The organism is Luteibaculum oceani, from assembly GCF_007995015.1.
Taxonomy (GTDB): Bacteria; Bacteroidota; Bacteroidia; order Flavobacteriales_D; family Luteibaculaceae; genus Luteibaculum; species Luteibaculum oceani.
Window position 1 is genome coordinate 35287 of sequence record NZ_VORB01000012.1, and the last position, 20234, is coordinate 55520.

17 protein-coding genes and 1 riboswitch are annotated in these 20234 nt (G+C 40.0%); of the genes, 8 read left to right on the forward strand and 9 right to left on the reverse strand.

Annotation, left to right across the window (positions count from 1 at the left end; all coding sequences use genetic code 11):
- Nucleotides 1-13: 13 nt before the first annotated feature.
- Complete coding sequence (locus tag FRX97_RS11695) at nucleotides 14-385, reverse strand: T9SS type A sorting domain-containing protein (protein ID WP_147015404.1); 372 nt, start codon at nucleotides 383-385, stop codon at nucleotides 14-16.
- 239 nt (nucleotides 386-624) lie between these two features.
- Between FRX97_RS11695 and FRX97_RS11700 the strand changes: the two genes are divergently transcribed.
- Nucleotides 625-2481, forward strand: coding sequence for a CHRD domain-containing protein (locus FRX97_RS11700; protein ID WP_147015405.1), 1857 nt, complete (start codon nucleotides 625-627; stop codon nucleotides 2479-2481).
- Nucleotides 2482-2690: 209 nt separating this feature from the next.
- Here FRX97_RS11700 and FRX97_RS11705 read toward each other — a convergent pair whose 3' ends face one another.
- The 5 genes from FRX97_RS11705 to FRX97_RS11725 form a co-directional block, all read right to left on the reverse strand.
- Complete coding sequence (locus tag FRX97_RS11705; protein WP_147015406.1) at nucleotides 2691-3269, reverse strand: hypothetical protein; 579 nt, start codon at nucleotides 3267-3269, stop codon at nucleotides 2691-2693.
- 91 nt (nucleotides 3270-3360) lie between these two features.
- Nucleotides 3361-7089 carry a T9SS type A sorting domain-containing protein gene (locus tag FRX97_RS11710; RefSeq protein ID WP_147015407.1) on the reverse strand — a complete coding sequence of 1243 codons (3729 nt, stop codon included), beginning with the start codon at nucleotides 7087-7089 and terminating at the stop codon, nucleotides 3361-3363.
- Between the two features lie 85 nt (nucleotides 7090-7174).
- Nucleotides 7175-9850 carry a methionine synthase gene (metH, locus tag FRX97_RS11715; protein ID WP_147015408.1) on the reverse strand — a complete coding sequence of 892 codons (2676 nt, stop codon included), beginning with the start codon at nucleotides 9848-9850 and terminating at the stop codon, nucleotides 7175-7177.
- Nucleotides 9850-10863, reverse strand: coding sequence for a homocysteine S-methyltransferase family protein (locus FRX97_RS11720; RefSeq protein ID WP_147015409.1), 1014 nt, complete (start codon nucleotides 10861-10863; stop codon nucleotides 9850-9852). Before FRX97_RS11720 ends, metH begins: the two co-directional genes overlap by 1 nt.
- Before the next feature lie 87 nt (nucleotides 10864-10950).
- A riboswitch (SAM riboswitch) is annotated at nucleotides 10951-11068 on the reverse strand.
- 35 nt (nucleotides 11069-11103) lie between these two features.
- Nucleotides 11104-12591, reverse strand: coding sequence for a helix-turn-helix transcriptional regulator (locus FRX97_RS11725; protein ID WP_170227130.1), 1488 nt, complete (start codon nucleotides 12589-12591; stop codon nucleotides 11104-11106).
- Between the two features lie 138 nt (nucleotides 12592-12729).
- Between FRX97_RS11725 and aceB the strand changes: the two genes are divergently transcribed.
- The 5 genes from aceB to FRX97_RS12505 all read left to right on the forward strand — a co-directional run bounded on the left by aceB (nucleotide 12730) and on the right by FRX97_RS12505 (nucleotide 16446).
- Complete coding sequence (gene aceB, locus FRX97_RS11730) at nucleotides 12730-14310, forward strand: malate synthase A (RefSeq protein WP_147015411.1); 1581 nt, start codon at nucleotides 12730-12732, stop codon at nucleotides 14308-14310.
- A gap of 20 nt (nucleotides 14311-14330) precedes the next feature.
- Nucleotides 14331-15620 carry an isocitrate lyase gene (gene aceA, locus FRX97_RS11735; RefSeq protein ID WP_147015412.1) on the forward strand — a complete coding sequence of 430 codons (1290 nt, stop codon included), beginning with the start codon at nucleotides 14331-14333 and terminating at the stop codon, nucleotides 15618-15620.
- Nucleotides 15621-15755: 135 nt separating this feature from the next.
- Nucleotides 15756-16046, forward strand: coding sequence for a DUF1905 domain-containing protein (locus FRX97_RS11740; RefSeq protein WP_223266624.1), 291 nt, complete (start codon nucleotides 15756-15758; stop codon nucleotides 16044-16046).
- Nucleotides 16047-16051: 5 nt separating this feature from the next.
- Nucleotides 16052-16282 (forward strand): GNAT family N-acetyltransferase, encoded by a 231-nt coding sequence (locus tag FRX97_RS11745; protein ID WP_147015414.1) that lies wholly within the window; start codon nucleotides 16052-16054, stop codon nucleotides 16280-16282.
- Complete coding sequence (locus tag FRX97_RS12505) at nucleotides 16276-16446, forward strand: GNAT family N-acetyltransferase (RefSeq protein WP_170227131.1); 171 nt, start codon at nucleotides 16276-16278, stop codon at nucleotides 16444-16446. Before FRX97_RS11745 ends, FRX97_RS12505 begins: the two co-directional genes overlap by 7 nt.
- Before the next feature lie 212 nt (nucleotides 16447-16658).
- On the opposite strand, the gene FRX97_RS11755 is transcribed toward FRX97_RS12505, so the two are convergent.
- The 3 genes from FRX97_RS11755 to FRX97_RS11765 form a co-directional block, all read right to left on the reverse strand.
- Nucleotides 16659-16853 (reverse strand): cold-shock protein, encoded by a 195-nt coding sequence (locus tag FRX97_RS11755; RefSeq protein ID WP_147015415.1) that lies wholly within the window; start codon nucleotides 16851-16853, stop codon nucleotides 16659-16661.
- A 38-nt stretch (nucleotides 16854-16891) separates the two neighbouring features.
- The gene (locus tag FRX97_RS11760) at nucleotides 16892-18052 is read right to left on the reverse strand and encodes a DEAD/DEAH box helicase (protein WP_147015416.1); all 1161 of its coding nucleotides are present in this window, start codon (nucleotides 18050-18052) and stop codon (nucleotides 16892-16894) included.
- Nucleotides 18053-18588: 536 nt separating this feature from the next.
- Entirely contained in the window at nucleotides 18589-19116 is a 528-nt protein-coding gene (locus tag FRX97_RS11765; protein WP_147015417.1) for a nuclear transport factor 2 family protein, read from the reverse strand.
- 127 nt (nucleotides 19117-19243) lie between these two features.
- On the opposite strand from FRX97_RS11765, the gene FRX97_RS11770 reads away from it, so the two are divergent.
- Nucleotides 19244-20014 carry an ion transporter gene (locus FRX97_RS11770; protein WP_223266625.1) on the forward strand — a complete coding sequence of 257 codons (771 nt, stop codon included), beginning with the start codon at nucleotides 19244-19246 and terminating at the stop codon, nucleotides 20012-20014.
- Nucleotides 19992-20126, forward strand: coding sequence for a hypothetical protein (locus FRX97_RS12435; protein WP_262711319.1), 135 nt, complete (start codon nucleotides 19992-19994; stop codon nucleotides 20124-20126). The genes FRX97_RS11770 and FRX97_RS12435 overlap by 23 nt, the downstream gene beginning before the upstream one ends.
- Nucleotides 20127-20234 lie beyond the last annotated feature (108 nt).

Here is a 20234-nt window from a genome sequence, read left to right on the forward strand (position 1 = left end):
AGCTATCTTTTTCCTATTTCACGATAACTTTTTGAGCAAATCCGGATTGATTAACCAAAAAGTAAGCTCCCGAATTCAGATCGGATACCCCTACCCTTTTAGCACCAGAAATTTGCTTTACTAGTTTTCCTTCGGCGTTAAACATTTTATAATCTCCACTTTTTGACAAGGACATCACTGGTTCTGAAACACTCGTGAAAATCGAAAAAGGTTGCGGTATTACACCAGAACCTACGGCTTCATCGATGCTATCTATACCCGGATGTCCATTAGATTCATTGTGAAGCGCCAGCATATATTTAAGAGAACCCCCTTCTTGCACCTGGAGTTGGGAGAATGAGTTTTTACAGAGTAAAAAGAAAGTAAAAAGTAGTAGGTTTTTCATTTCGGTTTGTTTTGGTGCAAATGAAATGAGAGTGTATTGCTATGGAGTTAAACCCCTAAGAACGAATTGTTAAGCCAAGTAAAGTTTTGGTTAAGCGGGTAATTCACGTTTTTGAAACCACTTTTTCCAAGTGAGGATATAAATTTTGTCAATTCACCTTAAATAAACGTTAATAAAACTTGATTTAACGGTGAAATGTCTTATTGTTTTGCAAACCACAAAACGACAAGAATATACTTATGATGAAACGAATACCTTTTTTATTCGCTTTAATTTTTTGTTTTACCCAAAGCTTCGCCCAAGATCTTAGCGGAAGACTTTTATTTAGCGCAAGATTAAGCGGTCAGAATAACACACAAGTTACCGACGCTGACGCTATTGGTTTGGGAACATTTTTATTGAATGAGACCAGAGACAGCCTTTACGTGAGCATCGCAGTTTCAAATTTTGACACCCCCCTAGAATTAGCGCTAATCCAAATTGGAGGACCAGGAGAAAATGGATTTCCAGTTGTTGCGTTCGACTCATCGGTAGTACGCAATAAAATAAACACGGTAATTACCGATAGCACGCTGGACATTCTCATTCCCGCAATGATGGCAGGAGAATTTTATTTAAACACCTACGATGAAAACTTCCCTCCAACTGGTACAGCCCGAGGGCAGATAAAATTGGAGCGCGATTTTGGATTTTTTGCCAATCTAGATACCGCTCAAACAAGACCCGGTTCTGATGGATCACAAGCTTTTGGATCTGCGAACTTTAAATTAGATCAAAACGGAGACAGCCTAGAAGTTAAACTTGTAACAGTCGGACTAGGTGAGGACATTACCGGAGTGCATCTGCATGAAGGAAGAAAGGGACTAACTGGACCGGTTATTTTTGATTTAACCAGTTTAGTGAAAGACGGAACAAGAATTGATTCCATTATTACTGTTCCGAGTACAATAAAGGCTACCCTTAAAACTTTAATTGAAAATAACCAGGTATACATTAACGTCCACACTGCAAGTAATCCACAAGGAGAAATAAGAGGGCAGGTACAAGCTAGCACCGACTTATATTTTGATGTTTTTGCTTCTAGCGAAAATGTTACGCAAAACCCATTATTTGCATCTAACGTTGCACTAGCTGGTCATGGATATCTAAACAGCAGCCTAGATACTTTTAGATATTTCATGGCTTATGAACTAGATAGTTTAAGCTCTGATCCAGTATTAGCTTCCTTCACATTAAATGGAGTACCCGTGCACAACATCACTCTAGATTCTGGTATGGTATCTGGAATTTGGACGAGTTCAGATCCTCAAGCTTTGAATCCAGCCGCGGTTAATGGGTTTTTAACGAACCAAATTGGCATTCAAGTTAACACGAGCCTACAGCCATCTGGCGAATTAGCAGGAACCTTTGGAAGAGCCCTTAGAGATGCTTATGTATTTGATTTGGATACTAATCAGGTAACCACCTTTGTAGATGTTGATGAATTGCCACTTGGACTTGGTATGATTTCCGTTAATACTAGAGGTACACAAGCACATTACATGATGGCTTGGGATAATCTAAGTGGAAACGTAATGCAAGGATCAATTAACAGCGGAGCTGCAGGTGAGACCGGACCTATTATGTTTGCATTAAACAGAGAAGAGGGTGGTGCATTTGGATATTTAACTGCTAACCAAAGCTTCACAACCGAAACTACTGCGTTGTTTAAAAAAGACTCAGCATATGTTCGCATTAGCACCATGAGAAACCCTAATGCGGAATTAAGAGGAAACATTAACCGCAGCTACAACACCACTAATCCACCGGTAGTAACTAATATCGTTAATGAAGCTGGAAATTTTGGAGGAGACATTGTTGCTTATCCTGTACCAGCTACTTCGGAGCTAAATATTAAACTGAATGTTAAAGTTAACGAGCAGGTTAATTTAGAGGTGTACAATAGCCTAGGAAGTCTTATGCTTAAAAAAGAGCAGGTGCTTAAATCCGGAACCAACGTAATTAGCGTAAGTACGAGTACCCTAGAGACTGGAATCTATGTTGCCAGAATTATAGGTGACAACGGGTCTGTAAGAATAAACTTCACTGTGAAGTAAGTCCCCTTTTCTTTACCTGAAGGAAACGGAGCCTCCACTTTTAGTGGAGGCTTTTTTTTGCCCTTTTCTTCGCTAAAATCGTCTCAATACATCCCAACATTCCACTAGCATTACCGATTCTTCTTTAACAATCGAAGCTCGGTTCTCGAGTGATCACGCTGCGGCGGGATTGTATCGAGAGAACGTGAGCAATCCACAGTATTCTAACTTTATTTTACGCGTTTCTCGATAGAAAAACCGCTGTTTTTACCGTCGGGGCTATCAATTACAAGATAATAGGTATACCCGGCCTTAACCTGTACCGGACTACTATAGGCATTCGATTTATCCTCGGTAACAAATTCCTCCTGGCCCAAGCTTGATATCCCTGTAGTTCCAGGGTTCGTGGATAAATTAGAACGAATGGGACTGTCTACGTACTCATGAAAATCATTACAGAACCACCTTCCATCTGTAACGTACAAGATAAAATCAAAATTCTCGGATGGTTCTATAGGTGAAATTAAAAGCTCCAACTCACCATCCTTTTCAGGTGTAAATCGGAACCATACCACATTGTGCTCCCAAGCAAAAATGTATGGATTACGGTGCTCCTGCTTTTTAATCTCGTATTTAAACCCAATTTTGTTGTTCCCCACAACCGGCCCTAGTTTATCTCCCAATTTTATAGCCCCCAAACAATCTGCTGTTCGAGCCTCCAATTCGTATATATCATCCAAGGGATTATCGCTTTGAGCAAAGCCATTAAAGCCCAACAATAAGGTGAAAAGAAGAATAGCGTATTTCATTTTCGAGAATTAAGTTTGCTTAGCATAACGCAAATTCCATTCCAATGGTAATCAACCTGGAGGAAGGAAAATCTCAAAAATTCACAAAAGTCTATTTCTTAATAAGCTTTACAATACCGCTTCCCGTTTCGGTGATCAGATGACCAAAATAGATACCAGGCTTTGCGCTGCGCATACTAAAAGCAATGGTGCCTTTAGAACGTTTTAAGTTGGCGATCTCAATTTTCTTTCCAGCTCCATCTAAAACCACAAATTGAGCTGCCTCTGTTCCAGCATAGCTAATTTGAAATTCACCGTCAGATGGGTTTGGTATCACCTTCAGATCGGAAAATTCCCTTTGATTTTCGAATAAATCTGTATAAACAAAGCGGTAACACCCCAAAGTATCGGCACATGAATTTTTGACAATCCGGACGGCATAATCCCCCGATTTAGTGGGATAAAAGAATTCACTGTTTTCACCGGGAATTTCTGAATAATTATCGTTGCAATCTAGCCATTGGAAAGCCGCATTTTGCGGAGAAATTTCAAATCCTTTTTCAACGATTTCCACGTCAAACTCGGGAAACCTCACCTCTAGGTTTAACACATGAATTGAATCACAACCCCAACGGTTAGTATACTCCAAAGTGTAAATTCCAGTAGAATCATAGGTTTCTCCGTTAACTGGCCATACATAACTAAAACATGAAACAATAGAATCGACTTGAACCGGAATTACATCCTTTTTCAAAATGATTTTATCACTAAATACTTTAACGCAAGTCTCGCTTTTTGCGGATACATAAAGTATCCTCCCCTCATCCTCTAAACCAAATAAATTAAAGTCAATTGGAGAACCAGTCCCTTTAATTGGACCAGAAAGGATTTCACCAGTAGCACCACGTAAAAAGTAGTTTACCCCTAATTCACTGCCTTCCATTTTAACTTGTGCTGAATCTGTTGTCTGGCACGAAATAAATAATGTATCAGTAAGTTCCTGCTCGGAAATTGAACAGGGAATAAAATTGTAATTCGCTATAAAATCAGCATATGAGTGCGTATTTAAAACAAATGGGGTCGTCAATTTTTCTGGATCTGGATTTATGAAATCATAAAAGTCACCGGCTATCCAAAAGCCCCCAGATGTATTTACCTCGATTAATCCTTCATTGGTACTTGTAGTAGTCTGATAACCCCATCCACCTATGGACTTTGCCCCTAAAAACAAGCCTAAGGTATCGTAAGATGCTAAAAAAAGACTTGGTGATTCACCTTCAGCCTTCAACTCAAATCCATCGCCTTCCTTGTCTAGGTATAGGCTTTTATAAAATTCACCTAAAACAACAATGTTGCCATTTGCATCCTGGCAAACTCCGGTTGCTTTGTGATCAGCATAAAAATCATAGTCTTCAAATTCCCTTGCCCAAGCGTAAGATCCATCCGAATTATATCGGATAAGAACATTGTTTTCCACCTCGGTTAAAGGTGTTGCCTTGCCAGTTGGATCGGGATTCAAAGACCCTTCCCCATATCTCACATCCAATAAAACATACAACTCATTGTTCGAGCCGACAGTAATATCGTATAGCTGTTCATCAGATCCTCCACCATATGCAAAACCCCACTGTATATCGAGTTGTGGACTAAACTTGGCAAAGTAAAATTGATTGGGGTTTACAGTTACTGTATTTGCCGATGGATCAAGGTCAAAATTTTTAATTAACTGTTTCGCCGCTAGCAACAAATTCCCTTCCCTATCAAAAGCGAAATTTTCGGGCCAGACAGGCCCCTCATGAAAATGTGAGTTTATAAAATTACCGTCCGCATCAATGTACATGGTGAAAATACCTTCACCCCTATCGGGTACATATTTAGCTCCCTCGGTAGGGTCGATATCGATTGGAGATCCATAGGTAGCATAATATCCAGCAATTTGATGGATACCATCTTCATTTTGGTCCAATAACTGAAACCTGATAGTACCACTTCCCGGAATTTTCTCCTTTACGACCCATTTAATCTTTCCGTCTAAGGATAGGTTAGCCACAAACCAGCTTTGGTGAATGTGAACGGTATCGGATCCAGCTCCCAGGATTAAGGGTGTATCATATCCACCAAAACCATATAGAAAAATTCCATTCTCATTTACCAAGCCCATCCTTATATTCCAGAAGGTATTAGCCACCCCGAAAGCCTTATCAAAGGATCCATCGGCATTATAAACCGCAATGTTTAAAGGAATGCTATCTATTAAAACCGTATCGCTAGAAGGATCCAGGTCAACCTCTCCTCCCTCCCAGTCCATCAATACATAAGCCTTCTGGTTATGCACCTTTAAGCCTAAAACTTCAGAATTGATACTATGCCAACCGTATCCCCCAAAGACCTTTGCATAATTAAATGTGTCAAATCCATTAAACCTAGCAAGTAAAACTTCGCTGCTTAATCCTAAGGAATCTGGATCAACCTCAACCAGAACAGTTTCTTGCTTATCCACTAATACATCATTAGAGATATTAGCCGTAAGGGCTAAATTCCCCTTTCCATCTATATGCACAAGTGGATCAAAACTCCATGAATAAGCACTTATAAAGTGCCCATTACTGGTGTATTGCGCAATAAAAGCATCCCATCTTTCAGCGGGACCTTCGATTAAGGATATATTGGGAGAGGGATCCAAATCGGTATCCTCCTCTGCAAGTTCCCCTCTAAGGATGGGGCGGTTTCTTTCCCTGTCTATATGCAGGGATACTTCGGAAACATCCTTAAAACTACTAGCCCATGCAAACCCCTTATCCGGCCCATATTTGGCCAAAAACAATCGCCCACTGGTAGGGGCTGTTAATGTTGAATCTCCAACTCCAGGGTCGAAATCCGTTGCTCCTCTGTATATGCCCTTTACATATATGCTATCCTTACTGTCTATGACCAATTCTTGATCAATTTCAGGATATGCACTACCCAAACCAAAGGACCAAATGTGATTTAAGTTCTTATCGTACTTCCCAACAAAAACATCGTTGGAACCCTTTGATTGGACGCCATAAAACTCACTGGTTATATCTGGCCTACAGGTCCCTTGAAATGACCCCAAGACATATAAGTTTCCCTGGCTGTCACTTTCTACATTTAGAACATTTAATGTATTACTTGAAATGTTTTCAGAGACAATCTGCTTAGTGAGAATTGAATCGCCATTTTGGTCGTACAAAGCTAAAAACACAGAATGTTTTCTGGTTTTATAAGCCATAACAAATGTGCTATCCTCGTATAATCCATATACAGGATAGTATTCTTTTGAAGGATAATCTGGTTTGAAAGGCAAATCCCATAGGTACTTTCCTGTTGAATCTATCTTTACAAGATGGAAATCCTCGGTTAACAAAATAGTATCCGAACCAATTTGGGAGAAACCATCTTTTATTTTGTTAAGACGCTTAAGAACAAAGTACAATGCCCCCAATGAATCTGTAAATGCTGCAGTTGGCGGACCAACCCCCGACTCACTATTAACAACAATTGCCCAGTCTAAATCTCCATTTTCATGAAACTTTGATATAAACATGGATTCCCCACTGGAACTAATCGTGGGACTATAAAGCTCGTAGGCACTTGAATCTGGATCCGCATCGAAGAACCCATCAAATTCCCCTAGGATAAATGTATTTCCGTAGTTATCAGAGGTAAGAATAGAAGAGGAATGATATCCTGATTTCTTTATCCCATCAAATGGGACAAACGACTTTAAATCAATGGTCTGAGCTCGAGTAACAACAGCAAAAAAAACAAATATTGCAGGAAGTAAAGCTCTGCTAATTGCAGAAAAGTTGAAGGTCATCGGTTGGTGTAAAAGTTTCAAAATTAGGGAATTCCTTCAACCGTATTACGCAAGGCTTGGGTGAAGCTAAAAGTCAATTTTTAAATTACAACACCGGCTGCAACCAACGTTCCAAAGTTGCTACATCCATTCCCTTTCTTTCTGCAAGGTTCTCAAGCTGGTCTTTTTCTATTTTTCTAATTCCAAAGTATCGGCTTTCAGGATGCGCAAAATACCACCCCGAAACCGATGCAGCAGGAGTCATGGCTAGGCTTTCTGTTAAGTCGACACCAATATTCTCCTTAGCCTTTAGCAGTTTAAACAGCTTGGGTTTTTCGGTGTGATCTGGACAGGCAGGATAGCCTGGGGCAGGTCTTATACCACGGTACTTTTCTTTTATCAAGGCCTCATTGTCTAAAGCCTCATTTGGAGCGTAACCCCAATATTCGCGTCTTACTTTTTGATGAAGCAACTCTGCAAAGGCCTCAGCCAAACGATCGGCAAGGGCTTTGATCATAATGGAACTGTAATCATCGTGATCCTTTTTAAAAGCCTCTGCTTTTTCATCACAACCAAATCCAGTAGTTACTACAAAGGCCCCACAATAATCCTTTTTACCACTTTCTTTTGGAGCAACAAAATCGGCCAAACTGTAATTAGGCTGCCCTGCAACCTTCTTTATCTGTTGACGCATTTGATTAAATGTGCAGGCAACCCCTCCATCTTCATCATAAATTTCAACATCATCTTTATTGCTATTAGCTGGGAAAATTCCAAAAACTGCTTTGGCTTCCAACCACTTTTCCTCTACAATCTGCTTCAACATTTGTTGTGCATCTGCGTAGAGTTTTTTGGCCTCAACCCCTACAACTTCATCCTCCAAAATATTGGGGAATCTACCGGCCAACTCCCATGTTTGGAAAAATGGAGTCCAGTCTATAAAGGGCAGTAATTCATTTAAATCTTGCTGCTGGATCACCTGTATTCCATTTACCGATGGAGTTTCAGCTTTAAAATTGGTCCAATCAATATCCACTTTATTAGCTTGAGCTTCTTCAAGTGAAATAAGCTTTTCCTTTTTCTTCTTTGCATGATGATAAGCTCTCAACTTCTCGTATTCCTCGGCGATATCATCTTTAAATTTCTTAGCGTCTGAGCCCAACAATTTTGAAGCTGTGGTTACTGCTCTCGAGGCATCTAAAACATGAACTACCCGATTAATGGAATATTCTGGAGCCACTTTTACAGCCGTATGAACCCTTGAGGTTGTTGCACCTCCAATAAGCAAGGGAATATTTAGGCCCCTACGTTCCATTTCTTTGGCAACGAAAACCATTTCATCTAAGGAAGGAGTAATTAATCCAGATAAACCGATGGCGTCCACTTGTTGCTTTTCGGCTTCGTCGAGGATTTTTTCTGCCGGCACCATTACCCCTAAATCCACTACATCGAAATTATTGCATGCTAGCACTACACTAACAATGTTTTTTCCAATATCGTGGACATCCCCTTTTACGGTGGCCATCAGAATTTTTCCTTTGGCTTTTTTACTATCTGGGTTGGGATTGTTCTTCTTTTCTTCCTCTAAATACGGCAGTAAGTAGGCCACGGCCTTCTTCATTACGCGCGCAGATTTCACAACCTGAGGGAGAAACATTTTTCCAGATCCAAACAAATCTCCTACCACATTCATTCCGTCCATTAAAGGACCTTCAATTACCTGAAGCGAGGTCGGGAATTGCTGTCTTGCTGTTTCGGTATCTTCCTCAATAAATTCTAGAATCCCCTTTACCAGGGCATGCTCCAAACGCTTTTCTACGGGCGCCTCTCTCCAAGACAAATCCACCTTACGTTCCTTCTGAGGACCATCCTTTAATTCTTCCGCCATTTCAAGCAGGCGTTCTTCGGCCTTGGGATCTCGGTTTAAAAGCACATCCTCCACACAGTTCAGCAGATCCTTAGGAATATCCTCGTACACTTCAAGCATAGAAGGGTTTACAATCCCCATGGTCATACCCGCCTTTATTCCATGGTATAAAAATGCGGAGTGTATCGCTTCTCTAACCGTATTGTTTCCTCTAAATGAAAACGATACGTTACTTACCCCACCGCTAACATGTGCATGAGGAAGGTTATTTCTGATCCACTTGGTAGCCCTAAAAAAATCTAGTGCGTTATTCCTATGCTCCTCCATCCCAGTTGCTACTGGGAAAATGTTAGGGTCGAAAATAATCTCTTGAGGAGGGAATTTAACTACCTGGGTTAATATGTCGTAGGAGCGTTTACAGATTTCTATTCGTCGCTCGTAGCTATCTGCCTGACCCTCTTCGTCGAAAGCCATTACCACTACCGCAGCGCCAAAACGCTTTATATATTTTGCTTGTTCTATAAAGGTCTTTTCACCTTCTTTGAGTGAAATGGAGTTCACAACGGCCTTACCCTGAACACATTTTAATCCTGCTCTGATGATTTCCCATCGAGAGGAATCTATCATAATAGGAATTCGGGCGATATCTGGTTCAGCAGCGATAAGGTTTAGGAACTTTACCATTGCTTCTACCCCATCAATCATACCCTCATCCATATTCACATCGAGGATTTGGGCTCCGCCTTCAACTTGATCCCGAGCGATTTCTAAGGCCTCATCAAATTTTTCTTCTTTAATAAGGCGTAAAAATTTACGTGAACCAGTTACGTTGGTGCGCTCACCAACATTTACAAAATTGCTTTCTGAGGTTACATATAGGGGTTCTAATCCCGCTAATTGTAGGTAGGTAGTCATTATAATACAGTACTTAAAGCTGGGGAAGCCATTTTTCTGGGTTCGTATTTTGCCGCCAATTCCGCGATGGCCTGAATATGGTCTGGCGTGGTTCCGCAACAACCGCCAATAATATTGATAAGACCTAGGTCTAAAAACTCTTTGATTTGTTTAGCCATAAACTCTGGAGTTTCATCGTAAGCCCCAAATTCATTTGGCAACCCTGCATTGGGGTGAGCGGATATATAAAAGGGTGCATTTTTAGCCAATACCTGGATATACTGTCTTAATTGGCTAGCCCCTAAAGCACAATTTAAGCCCACTGAAAAAAGTGGGAAATGGGATATAGAGATTAAAAAAGCTTCTGCCGTTTGGCCAGATAAAGTTCGCCCACTAGCATCGGTTATCGTTCCTGAAACCATAACGGGAATTTCGCTTCCCATCTCTGTAAAAGCCTCTTCAATTCCGAATAGAGCAGCCTTTGCATTCAACGTATCAAAAACAGTTTCCACCAAAAGCAGGTCAACTCCCCCCTTCATAAGTCCAACCGCCTGTTGACGGTAAGCTTCGGCTAGGGTATCAAAATCTATTGCACGGTATCCAGGGTCGTTCACATTCGGAGAAATAGATGCCGTTTTGTTGGTCGGGCCCATTGATCCAGCAACATACCTAGGCTTGTCTGGTGTTAAGGCAGTGTATTTATCTGCCGCCGCTTTTGCAATTTGGGCACTTTTAATATTGATTTCATCAACCAAATGCTCACAAGAGTAATCCTCCTGAGCTATGGTAGTACCACTAAAAGTGTTGGTTTCTAATATATCGGCACCAGCCGCAAGGTATTCTTCGTGAATTGCTGCGAGGATTTCAGGTCGAGACAACCCAATTAAATCATTATTACCCTTTAATGATTTTTCATGATGCTTTAACTCGGGAGTTCTAAAATCCTCTTCCTCTAATTTATAGCGCTGAATCATGGTACCCATCGCACCGTCTAGCACTAAAATTCGCTGTTTTATAGCCTCTGTAACTTTCATTCTACTTTAAAATTTGGGCATAAAAAAACCCTGTTAACATAAGTCAACAGGGTTTGAATATTTTAGGAGGTTAAAATCAAAACTGTCAACTTATCTGTTTTCCGGTATTTCCGGAAACTGGAATTGGCACCTTCGGGTACGCAGCTGCGTACTTCGGGTTGCCAAGGCTTCATAGGGCCAGTCCCTCTGCCTTTCTTGATAAGTACTAATTAAAGAACTGGGACAAAGATGGGTAAAAAATCAATGCAATTGAGATAGCGCATCTTCGACTTCCATTTTCAGGGATTTTCTTTCTAATATGCTTGGAGGAGCTAACCGATCTTCACAATCCATAGCACAGTTTTCGCAAAGCACATTCACTTGCTTTTTAGCCAATTTAGGGTCGGATAACCAACGCACTTTACGCTTTAGTTTGGCATTAAGATAAATACCCAAACAAGTACTGGTAGCTAATCCTGTGGCCTCGCTAATTTTTCGCCCCATGGATATTACCAAGTAGCAATCGCCATTTTCCACGAATTCAGAAATTTGGCCGTGTGCACTAAATTGTTCTCCCCCCTCATTACCAACAACTTCTTTTAAAGTTTTTAATGCCGACCAGCGCGCACAATAATGTGCTCCCAATTTGGTGGCATGAGGTAAATGCTTTCTATTTAGATGGAGTTCGCGTTCTAAATGCGGAAGTTCCTCTTCTGGTTTTTGATTAAACTTTAAGAAGAAAAGTACATCCAAACCAAATGACTGCGGCAAAATATTGGTCAGCCGGTGAAACAAGGTTTCAGGAGTACACTTCCATTTATCACTAAGCTTCTTTAAATGGCTGGCGTCAAATGTTTCTTGGTCAAACCATAGCCCCAAATCTTTTTCTACCTCCTTTTTCGGCAGCAACAAAGCACCGGCAAAGTATGAAGCCTGTAGGTTTATTAAAATTTGCTGAAAGCTCTTAATTCTTGGCTTCCCGAGTATGGTGTTAACGCGGATGGTCTTTTCTAAATCAAGAACATTAAACCCAAGTTCTTTTGCCAATAAAAATATTTGCTGGGAGGCAGATAATTCTGGTTCTATAAAAAGCTTAGGACCCGATTCCTGTGTGTAATAAGATTTTACCCCTTTCAACAAATCATTACTGCCAAGGGTAGACTTGTCGATTTGGTATGAAAATAAATTGGCTAACAGACGCTCCAATTGCTTATCCGCATCTTTTACAAAGGGATTGAAGTTATGCTGAGCCGCAAATTTCTGGGCTTTTTGTTCTATATCGGGGAAGTAGTTATTGGCAATTTCCTGATAACTGCGCAAGGCTGCTGTATACACCTCACTTTCAGAAATGTTATAATGCCTGGCAATTTCCATAAAAGCACCCAAAAAAGAGGAAGCCTGTGCCGGACTTTTCGACAAGAGCTCCACTATTTGAGTGGTATCTATACCAAACAGACTAAAGGGAATTTGATCGAAAATTTTGGAAGACATCAAGTCACCGAGTGGCGCAAGGTCTTGTTTTAGTTTGGTGGATACCAATTCATCGTATTCCACCTCCAGGGCTTGGGCAAGAGTTATAATCTTCTCGGCCTTCGGATATTTTTTACCCTTCTCAATTTCATTCAAGTAGGAAGCCGACAAACCTGCTTTTTTAGATAAAGCACTTAAGCTAAGCCCTAAACGAGCACGTTCCTGGGCCACTTTTAGCCCAAAAATCAATCTGATTTTATCCTCCGAAGTCGTTCCCATTGCGTCGAAATGCAAACATAGGCAATGCATCTTAGATTTTCAGCTAATTATTATCATTCAGCGAATTGATTTTATTTAGCGAATATTCGCTTGCAAAGATGATTCGCTTTCTGCATATTTGTGTAAATCATTCTAACTATGGATACTACAACCCTAGCCATTAAAGTAAAAGAGACCGTAAATGCACGGCAAGAAGAAATTTTATCTCCCTCTGCTTTAGAGTTTTTAAATGCCCTTCAACAGAAATTCAACCAAAGAAGAATCGATCTTCTAGACTTGCGAAAAGTTCGCAATTTGGAATTCAATAAAGGGTTAACCCCAACCTTTTTACCCGAAACCAAGGGCATTAGAGCAAGCGATTGGAAAGTAGCACCGCTGCCCCAAGACCTTCTCGATCGCAGAGTAGAAATCACGGGACCTGTAGATAGAAAGATGATTATAAACGCCCTCAATTCGGGAGCCAAATGTTTCATGGCCGACTTTGAGGACAGCACCTCACCTACTTGGAAAAACATTGTTGAAGGCCAAATAAATCTGTATGATGCCATCAGACGTCAGATAGACTTTACCGCTTCAAACGGAAAAGAATACAAGCTTTCTGAAAAACCAGCCACCCTTTTGGTGCGCCCAAGAGGATGGCACTTAGAAGAAAAAAACCTGTTAGACGAACAGGGAAATCGTTTTTCTGCTTCGCTAGTTGATTTCGGTTTGTACTTTTTCCACAACGCTAAACAGCTGATTGAAAACGGAAGCGGACCATATTTCTATTTACCCAAATTAGAAAGCCACAAAGAGGCCGCGCTTTGGAATTCGGTTTTTGTATTCGCACAAGATTATTTGGGTATACCTCAGGGTACAATTAAAGCTACGGTGCTTATCGAAACGCTTCCAGCCGCATTTGAAATGGACGAAATTCTATATGAACTGCGCGAACATTCAGCCGGTTTAAATTGCGGAAGATGGGACTACATTTTCTCCTTTATTAAGTGCTTTAGATCGCTACCAGAAATGGTGCTTCCAAATCGTGACCTAGTGGGAATGACTGCTCCCTTTATGGATGCATACAGCAAACTAGCAGTTAAAACCTGTCACAAAAGAGGGGTACATGCCATGGGCGGCATGTCGGCTTTTATTCCAGTAAAGAACGATGAAGCTGCCAATACCAATGCCCTTGAAAAAGTTAGAAACGATAAAACCAGAGAAGTATTAAATGGCCACGATGGTTCCTGGGTTGCTCACCCTGCTTTGGTTGTGCCAGTATTAGAAATTTTCGATCAATTCATGCCCGCCCCAAACCAAATTGGGAAGCAAATTGACCAAGAAATAAGCGCCGAAGATTTATTACGCCTTCCCGAAGGTGAAATTACCGAAGAAGGGGTAAGAAAGAATTTAAACGTAGGCCTATTATATGTTGAATCCTGGCTAAGAGGAAGAGGTGCAGCAGCACTATACAACCTAATGGAAGATGCCGCAACCGCAGAGATTTCCAGAGCCCAGCTTTGGCAGTGGCGCAAACACCAGGTAAAACTTGCCGATGGAAGAAAATTAACCAAAGAACTTATGGATAAACTCTTTTACGAAGAGCAAATCCATACGAGAAACCAGCTAAACACCATCCTACCCCACCGTTTAGAGAATGCTGCCCTCCTTTTTAGAGACCTCATTTTCAAAGAACAGTTTCAAGATTTCCTAACCCTAGATGCATACGAACTTATTTAATAACCTAAAATCTCCCAGCTATGTCAGCAGTAAGTAAAAAAGTGGCCCTAGCCGCACAATTAAGAAACCAATGGATGCAATTAGACCGTTGGAAAGGAATTAGAAGACCTTATCAAGCCGAAGAAGTTATAGATCTACAGGGATCTATAGTTCCTGAATGTACCCTAGCCAAAAATGGAGCCCAAAAGTTTTGGCAAATGTTAAACAACGGTGAAACCGTAAACGGATTGGGCGCTTTAAGCGGCAACCAAGCCGTGCAAGAAGTTCAAGCTGGATTAAATGCAATTTACTGTTCCGGTTGGCAGGTAGCTGGAGATGGCAATACAAGTGGAAATATGTATCCAGACCAGAGTTTATACCCGGTAGACTCTGTGCCTAAAATGGTAAAAAGAATTAACGCCGCCTTACAACGTACCGACCAAATTCATTGGATGGAAGGCAATACAGATATCGATTGGATGGTTCCAGTAATTGCCGATGCCGAAGCTGGATTTGGAGGAAACCTAAACGCATTTGAACTTACCAAAGCTCTTATTGAAGCAGGTGCAGCTGGTATTCACTTCGAAGACCAACTTTCTTCTGCTAAAAAATGCGGCCACCTTGGAGGGAAAGTATTAGTATCCACTAGAGAAGCTGTTAACAAATTAGTTTCAGCTCGATTAGCAGCTGATGTGTTAGGGGTGCCTACCCTAATTATCGCCAGAACCGATGCAAATGCCGCAGGACTGTTAACCTCGGATATCGACGACAACGACAAAGAATTTATTATACCCGGAGAAAGAACCGTTGAAGGTTTCTTCAAAGTAAGAGCCGGTTTAGACCAGGCAATTAGTAGAGGTTTAGCATACGCCCCATACGCCGATTTAATTTGGTGTGAAACATCGAAACCAGATCTAGAGGAAGCAAGAAGGTTTGCTGAAGCAATACACGCTAAGTACCCTGGTAAATTACTTGCATACAACTGCTCACCTTCATTCAACTGGAAACAAAATCTGGATGATAAAACCATGAAGGTATTCCGCGAAGAACTTGCAGCAATGGGTTACAAATTCCAATTCATTACCCTAGCAGGATGGCATGTGCTTAACCACAGCATGTTTAACCTAGCAAAAGCATACAAACAAGACGGAATGTACGCTTATAGTCAACTTCAGCAAGCAGAATTTGCTAATGAGGAGGCTGGATACCGCGCTACTAAACATCAAGCTTTCGTTGGAACTGGTTATTTCGACCGTGTACAAAACACGATTACCAAAGGCAAAAGCTCTACTACCGCCCTAAAGGGATCGACCGAAGCAGAACAATTTTAAAATAAAGACATAAGTTCAGCCGAAGCCAGCAGCGCACTGTTTAACATGCATTGCTGGCTTTTTTATTTTGTAATATCTCCTCTAGCCTTATTTTTAAAGACCGAGGAACATTTTAGGCAACTAAAAACTTTCAGTGTGATAAAATATGCATTCTCCAGTACCCTTTGGAAAAGTTCTGAAGCAGGAGCTTGGTATTTTGTAAGTCTGCCCGATGAGCTCTCCAAGGAAATCAGGACGCACTCCCAATGGATGGAAGAAGGTTGGGGCCGTCTAAAAGCAGAAGCTAGCATAAAAGATGTAAAATGGAGTACAGCCATTTGGTTCGATTCTAAAAAGAACACTTATTTACTACCTATTAAAGCTGAGATCCGAAAAAAACTAAACCTTACGGATGGTGTACATCTGGATATAGAACTTAACCTATAAAAGCTATGACTAGCACCCTATTTTCTACTGAACGATGTATTGTTAAGCCGTTACAGAAAGAGGATTTCCCTGAGATTCTTGAAATGTATCAAGAGCTTGATTCCAACAAATATGTTCCACCGCTTAAGGACAAAACACCCGAGGAACACTTGGCTTTCCTTGAACTAAAAATAGGAAACAACGAAAAGGAATTGGGCTTTTGGACTGCAAGAAAAAAGAGAAAGGCCGTTTGGTAGGCACAGTCAACTTAAATTTTTTCGAGCCCTTAAATGTTTACCATGTGGGTTGCCATTTAAGTAGAGGTATTTGGAATAAGGGCTTTGCAACCGAACTTTTAAATGGAGTAATTCTTTGGGGGGGCAATGTAAAGGGCTGCAGGAAATACACGCTCTTGTGGTAGATGGAAATAATGCTTCGCGAAAGCTAATGACCAAATTACATTTCGATTTTATCCGAACGGATACGGTGCAAAAACGAAAATTACACGTGTACAAAAAAGATATTTAAAACTGCCCTGTTGTGAAACAAAAAAGCCAGAACAACACGTGTCCTGGCTTTTTTAAATGCTTTTGTTACTCCAAGAAATATTGAAATAACTAGGTAAAAATTGACTTAGTCAATTAGTTTCACATTGATTGCGTTTAACCCTTTTCTACCTTCTTGAGTTTCAAAAGAAACACGGTCATCCTCACGAATTTCATCAATAAGACCATTTGCATGTACAAAAATATCCTTACCTGAATTGTTTGGTGTGATAAATCCGTACCCTTTTTCCTCGTTAAAGAATTTTACTACTCCTTCGTTCATACTACTTGTTTATTTATTAGTTGAAAAATTTACACTACTTAATTTATAAAGGTATAAGCCATACCTGTTTTACCAGCCCTTCCGGTTCTACCTATACGGTGGATATAACTATCCATGGTAAGAGGTAATTGGTAATTAATTACGTGGGTTACCCCATCAACATCTATCCCTCTAGCCGCAACATCTGTAGCTACTAAAACACGCGTTTTACCACTTTTAAATTTGCGGATCGCATTACTACGATAATTCTGCGATTTGTTTCCGTGGATAACATCCGACATTACTCCAACCTTTTGAAGTTTCACCTGAATTTTATCGACGCTTCGTTTGGTTTCAGCAAACAGAATCACCTTTTCGAAAGAGGGTTGTAAAAGCAAATTCTTCAGTAGATCGAACTTATTTTCATCCGGTTTCACCTTAATGATATTTTGCTCTACATTATCGCTACTCTCGGTTCCAGAACTTACTTTAATTCGAATAGGATCACTAAGCAATTGTTGGATATGCTTTTCCTGATCGCTCTTCAAGGTTGCCGAAAAAAGCATGGTTTGCATCCTCGATTTCATGCAGCTCACAATTGACTTCACATCTGGTAAAAACCCCATGTCTAACATGCGATCGAACTCATCTAAAACCAAAATTTCCGTTCCTTTTAATCGAAGCGCGCCTTGATTTACAAGGTCTAACAACCTTCCAGGGGTTCCTACAATTAAATCTTGTTTCCTGCGGGCGATACCTAAATCTTTACCCACATTGGTTCCACCAATAAAACAAGCCGAGGAAAGCCCCATTCCACGGCTTAGTGCTTTAAACTCAATTAATACCTGCTCGGCTAATTCTCTTGTTGGAACTACAACCAACGCAGTTTTCCCTTTGTTGCAAAGCATTTGTTCCACAATGGGTATCAAAAAGGCACCGGTTTTTCCGGTTCCCGTAGCTGCAATCCCCACCATATTTCTACCAGAAATAAGGCTTGCAATAGCTTTATCTTGTATTTCGGTTGGATGGGTATATCCCTTGGCACTTAAGTTTTTCAGAATTTCTGGTCTTAATGCCATGTCGGCATAACATTGACTCGGCGTATATGGCTTAACGGTACTTTTTACGGCCGACTTTACCAGCATTTTTGGATTAATGCTAGATACCATTCGCTTTTTAGATCGCCTGCGATCTATATTTTTTTTAACTGGTCTTTTCATGTTTTTTTGAGTTGCTTGTCGCAACGGAAGCTTGCCTTTGTCTGTAAACCGGACAGTAATACTGCTAGCTTTGATGAATTTCGAGGAAAAAGAATGTCGTTAACAAACAACGCTTTCACCTGAAATCACAAAAGATTTCTACTTGAGACTTAAAAGAAAAGGAAGATTAATACGACAATAATTAGTTAAACAAAACACGTCTAAGTGATTCTTAGACTTTTTAAAAGCATGTTTTGTTACAGGAGAGGCAAAAGTTTAAAGCTTGCTAGGGCTTACTTGAGTATTCCAATTTGCAAAAGAAACGCACTTTTCTAGAAACACATCTTATGCATTTCTGGGACAAAGGTACTGCAAAATATATTCACAATTACAAAACCTTTAAAATAAAATCACGCTGACTGTCTAAAAAAGATCAAAAATAGGCACAGAATTTGACGATAAATTAGACCTTATTTGGAAAATGAAAAGCAAAAAGTAAAACCTAAAACCCCCTGTTGTAAAGTAAATCCCAACAGCCCCATAAAACGCAAAAAACCTTATAAATCCCGACCTTTGCGCAACTCTTTCGGAACCTTGCAGCCCTCGTCTTTTCTGGTATCACTTAATTGGAAAACCTTCCAGCTACCATCCACCTGATGCATTACAAAAACATCCATTCCACAATGGTGAAATTTCCTTCCTAAATAAAATGCATAATCGCAGCTCATCACTGCTAATTTATCGTCAATACGAATATCAACGTTCCAAATTACCTCGTCCCAAACTTGAGATTTCTCCTTACCAACCGAGCCAATAAATTCCTTGAAATTATTCTTTTGAAACCTATCTTTTCCTGTGGCATCCTTATATACAACTGCCAAATCGGGGTTGGCGACAAAAGCACTCTTAAAAAGAACGGTATCGGAATTTCGAATTCCCTCTAACAAATTCAGTGCGGTTTGCATTACAGCTTCCTGACTGGAATTAAGCTTGGAATCAACAATGTAATTGGACTGTGCGTGGGATTGATTATTCCACATTAACATGCTGATCCCTACTATGAAAATTCGTTTTGGCAAATTCATGCAATTGGTAATTTTAGTACTAATAAAACTAACTTGATAAGTTTTCTTTAATAATAGGTATTATTACAATCCAGTTTAAACACCCCAAGCTATCAAACCAATTTTAAAAATATTCCTGAATGAAAGGTTGGTTTTAACCATAATAATTAGCAATATTCTGGTGTTATTTACACAAGGCTACTACCACCCAGGAGAGAAATCATACCATATACTCAGTGCGTTAGATTTTTATATCACACTATTCTTTCTTGTAGAATTGATTGCTAAGGTCAATTTATTGGGCATCAGAAAGTACCTTCAATCAGGATGGAACAAATTAGATTTTCTATTGATAGTTCTAGCTATTCCATCCGGCATAAAATATCTTGGGAATTTAGAAGGACTAGATCTAAGTTTTCTATTGGCATTGCGAGTACTTAGAGTATTTAAGACCCTTCGTTTATTCAAGTTCATCCCTAATATTGCCCACCTTATTACAGGGTTTAAAAGAGCCATTAAAGCTTCATTTTTAGTTGCGGTAGCAATGTTTTTGATAATTATCTTAATAGGTATACTATCGTTCTATATGTTCAAATCCTGGGACCACGAAGCTTTTAAAAACCCCTTAATTTCTATTTACTCAATTTTTAAGGTATTTACTGTTGAAGGATGGTATGAACTACCTGATTCCATGGCTTCCGGAAAATCTAGAATCACTGAAATCCTAATCCATATTTACTTTTCTGCTATTGTTCTTGGAGGGGGCATCATTGGATTATCAATCGTTAACTCAATTTTTGTTGACACCATGGTAAGCGATAACAACGATGACCTTTCAGAAAAAATAAACAATATAGAGACCAAGCTTGATCAACTAATTAAAAACCAATTATCCGATGAAACTAGAGAGAATTCTTGACAACTTAAATTCACTGGAAAAAAACTCATTCCTTAAAATCATCGATAATATTCGATCTGCTACTCCTAAAAACCACAAGCAAATAGAGGCTATTGAAGTACTCCCCGTTTGATGGACCAGTAGTTGCTCAAATATAGTTGATTTAAGCAGCCATATATAAATCAACTGGTTTTCTTCTGTTAATACCTTGATGTTTTCGTTTGTTGTATTTGAGAATAAA

Bases quoted from the DNA above. Each gene is read 5' to 3' on its own strand.
- FRX97_RS11695 (WP_147015404.1), bottom strand. From the start codon at position 385: ATGAAAAACCTACTACTTTTTACTTTCTTTTTACTCTGTAAAAACTCA.
- FRX97_RS11700 (WP_147015405.1), top strand. From the start codon at position 625: ATGATGAAACGAATACCTTTTTTATTCGCTTTAATTTTTTGTTTTACC.
- FRX97_RS11705 (WP_147015406.1), bottom strand. From the start codon at position 3,269: ATGAAATACGCTATTCTTCTTTTCACCTTATTGTTGGGCTTTAATGGC.
- FRX97_RS11710 (WP_147015407.1), bottom strand. From the start codon at position 7,089: ATGACCTTCAACTTTTCTGCAATTAGCAGAGCTTTACTTCCTGCAATA.
- metH (WP_147015408.1), bottom strand. From the start codon at position 9,850: ATGACTACCTACCTACAATTAGCGGGATTAGAACCCCTATATGTAACC.
- FRX97_RS11720 (WP_147015409.1), bottom strand. From the start codon at position 10,863: ATGAAAGTTACAGAGGCTATAAAACAGCGAATTTTAGTGCTAGACGGT.
- FRX97_RS11725 (WP_170227130.1), bottom strand. From the start codon at position 12,591: ATGGGAACGACTTCGGAGGATAAAATCAGATTGATTTTTGGGCTAAAA.
- aceB (WP_147015411.1), top strand. From the start codon at position 12,730: ATGGATACTACAACCCTAGCCATTAAAGTAAAAGAGACCGTAAATGCA.
- aceA (WP_147015412.1), top strand. From the start codon at position 14,331: ATGTCAGCAGTAAGTAAAAAAGTGGCCCTAGCCGCACAATTAAGAAAC.
- FRX97_RS11745 (WP_147015414.1), top strand. From the start codon at position 16,052: ATGACTAGCACCCTATTTTCTACTGAACGATGTATTGTTAAGCCGTTA.
- FRX97_RS11755 (WP_147015415.1), bottom strand. From the start codon at position 16,853: ATGAACGAAGGAGTAGTAAAATTCTTTAACGAGGAAAAAGGGTACGGA.
- FRX97_RS11760 (WP_147015416.1), bottom strand. From the start codon at position 18,052: ATGAAAAGACCAGTTAAAAAAAATATAGATCGCAGGCGATCTAAAAAG.
- FRX97_RS11765 (WP_147015417.1), bottom strand. From the start codon at position 19,116: ATGAATTTGCCAAAACGAATTTTCATAGTAGGGATCAGCATGTTAATG.
- FRX97_RS12435 (WP_262711319.1), top strand. From the start codon at position 19,992: ATGAAACTAGAGAGAATTCTTGACAACTTAAATTCACTGGAAAAAAAC.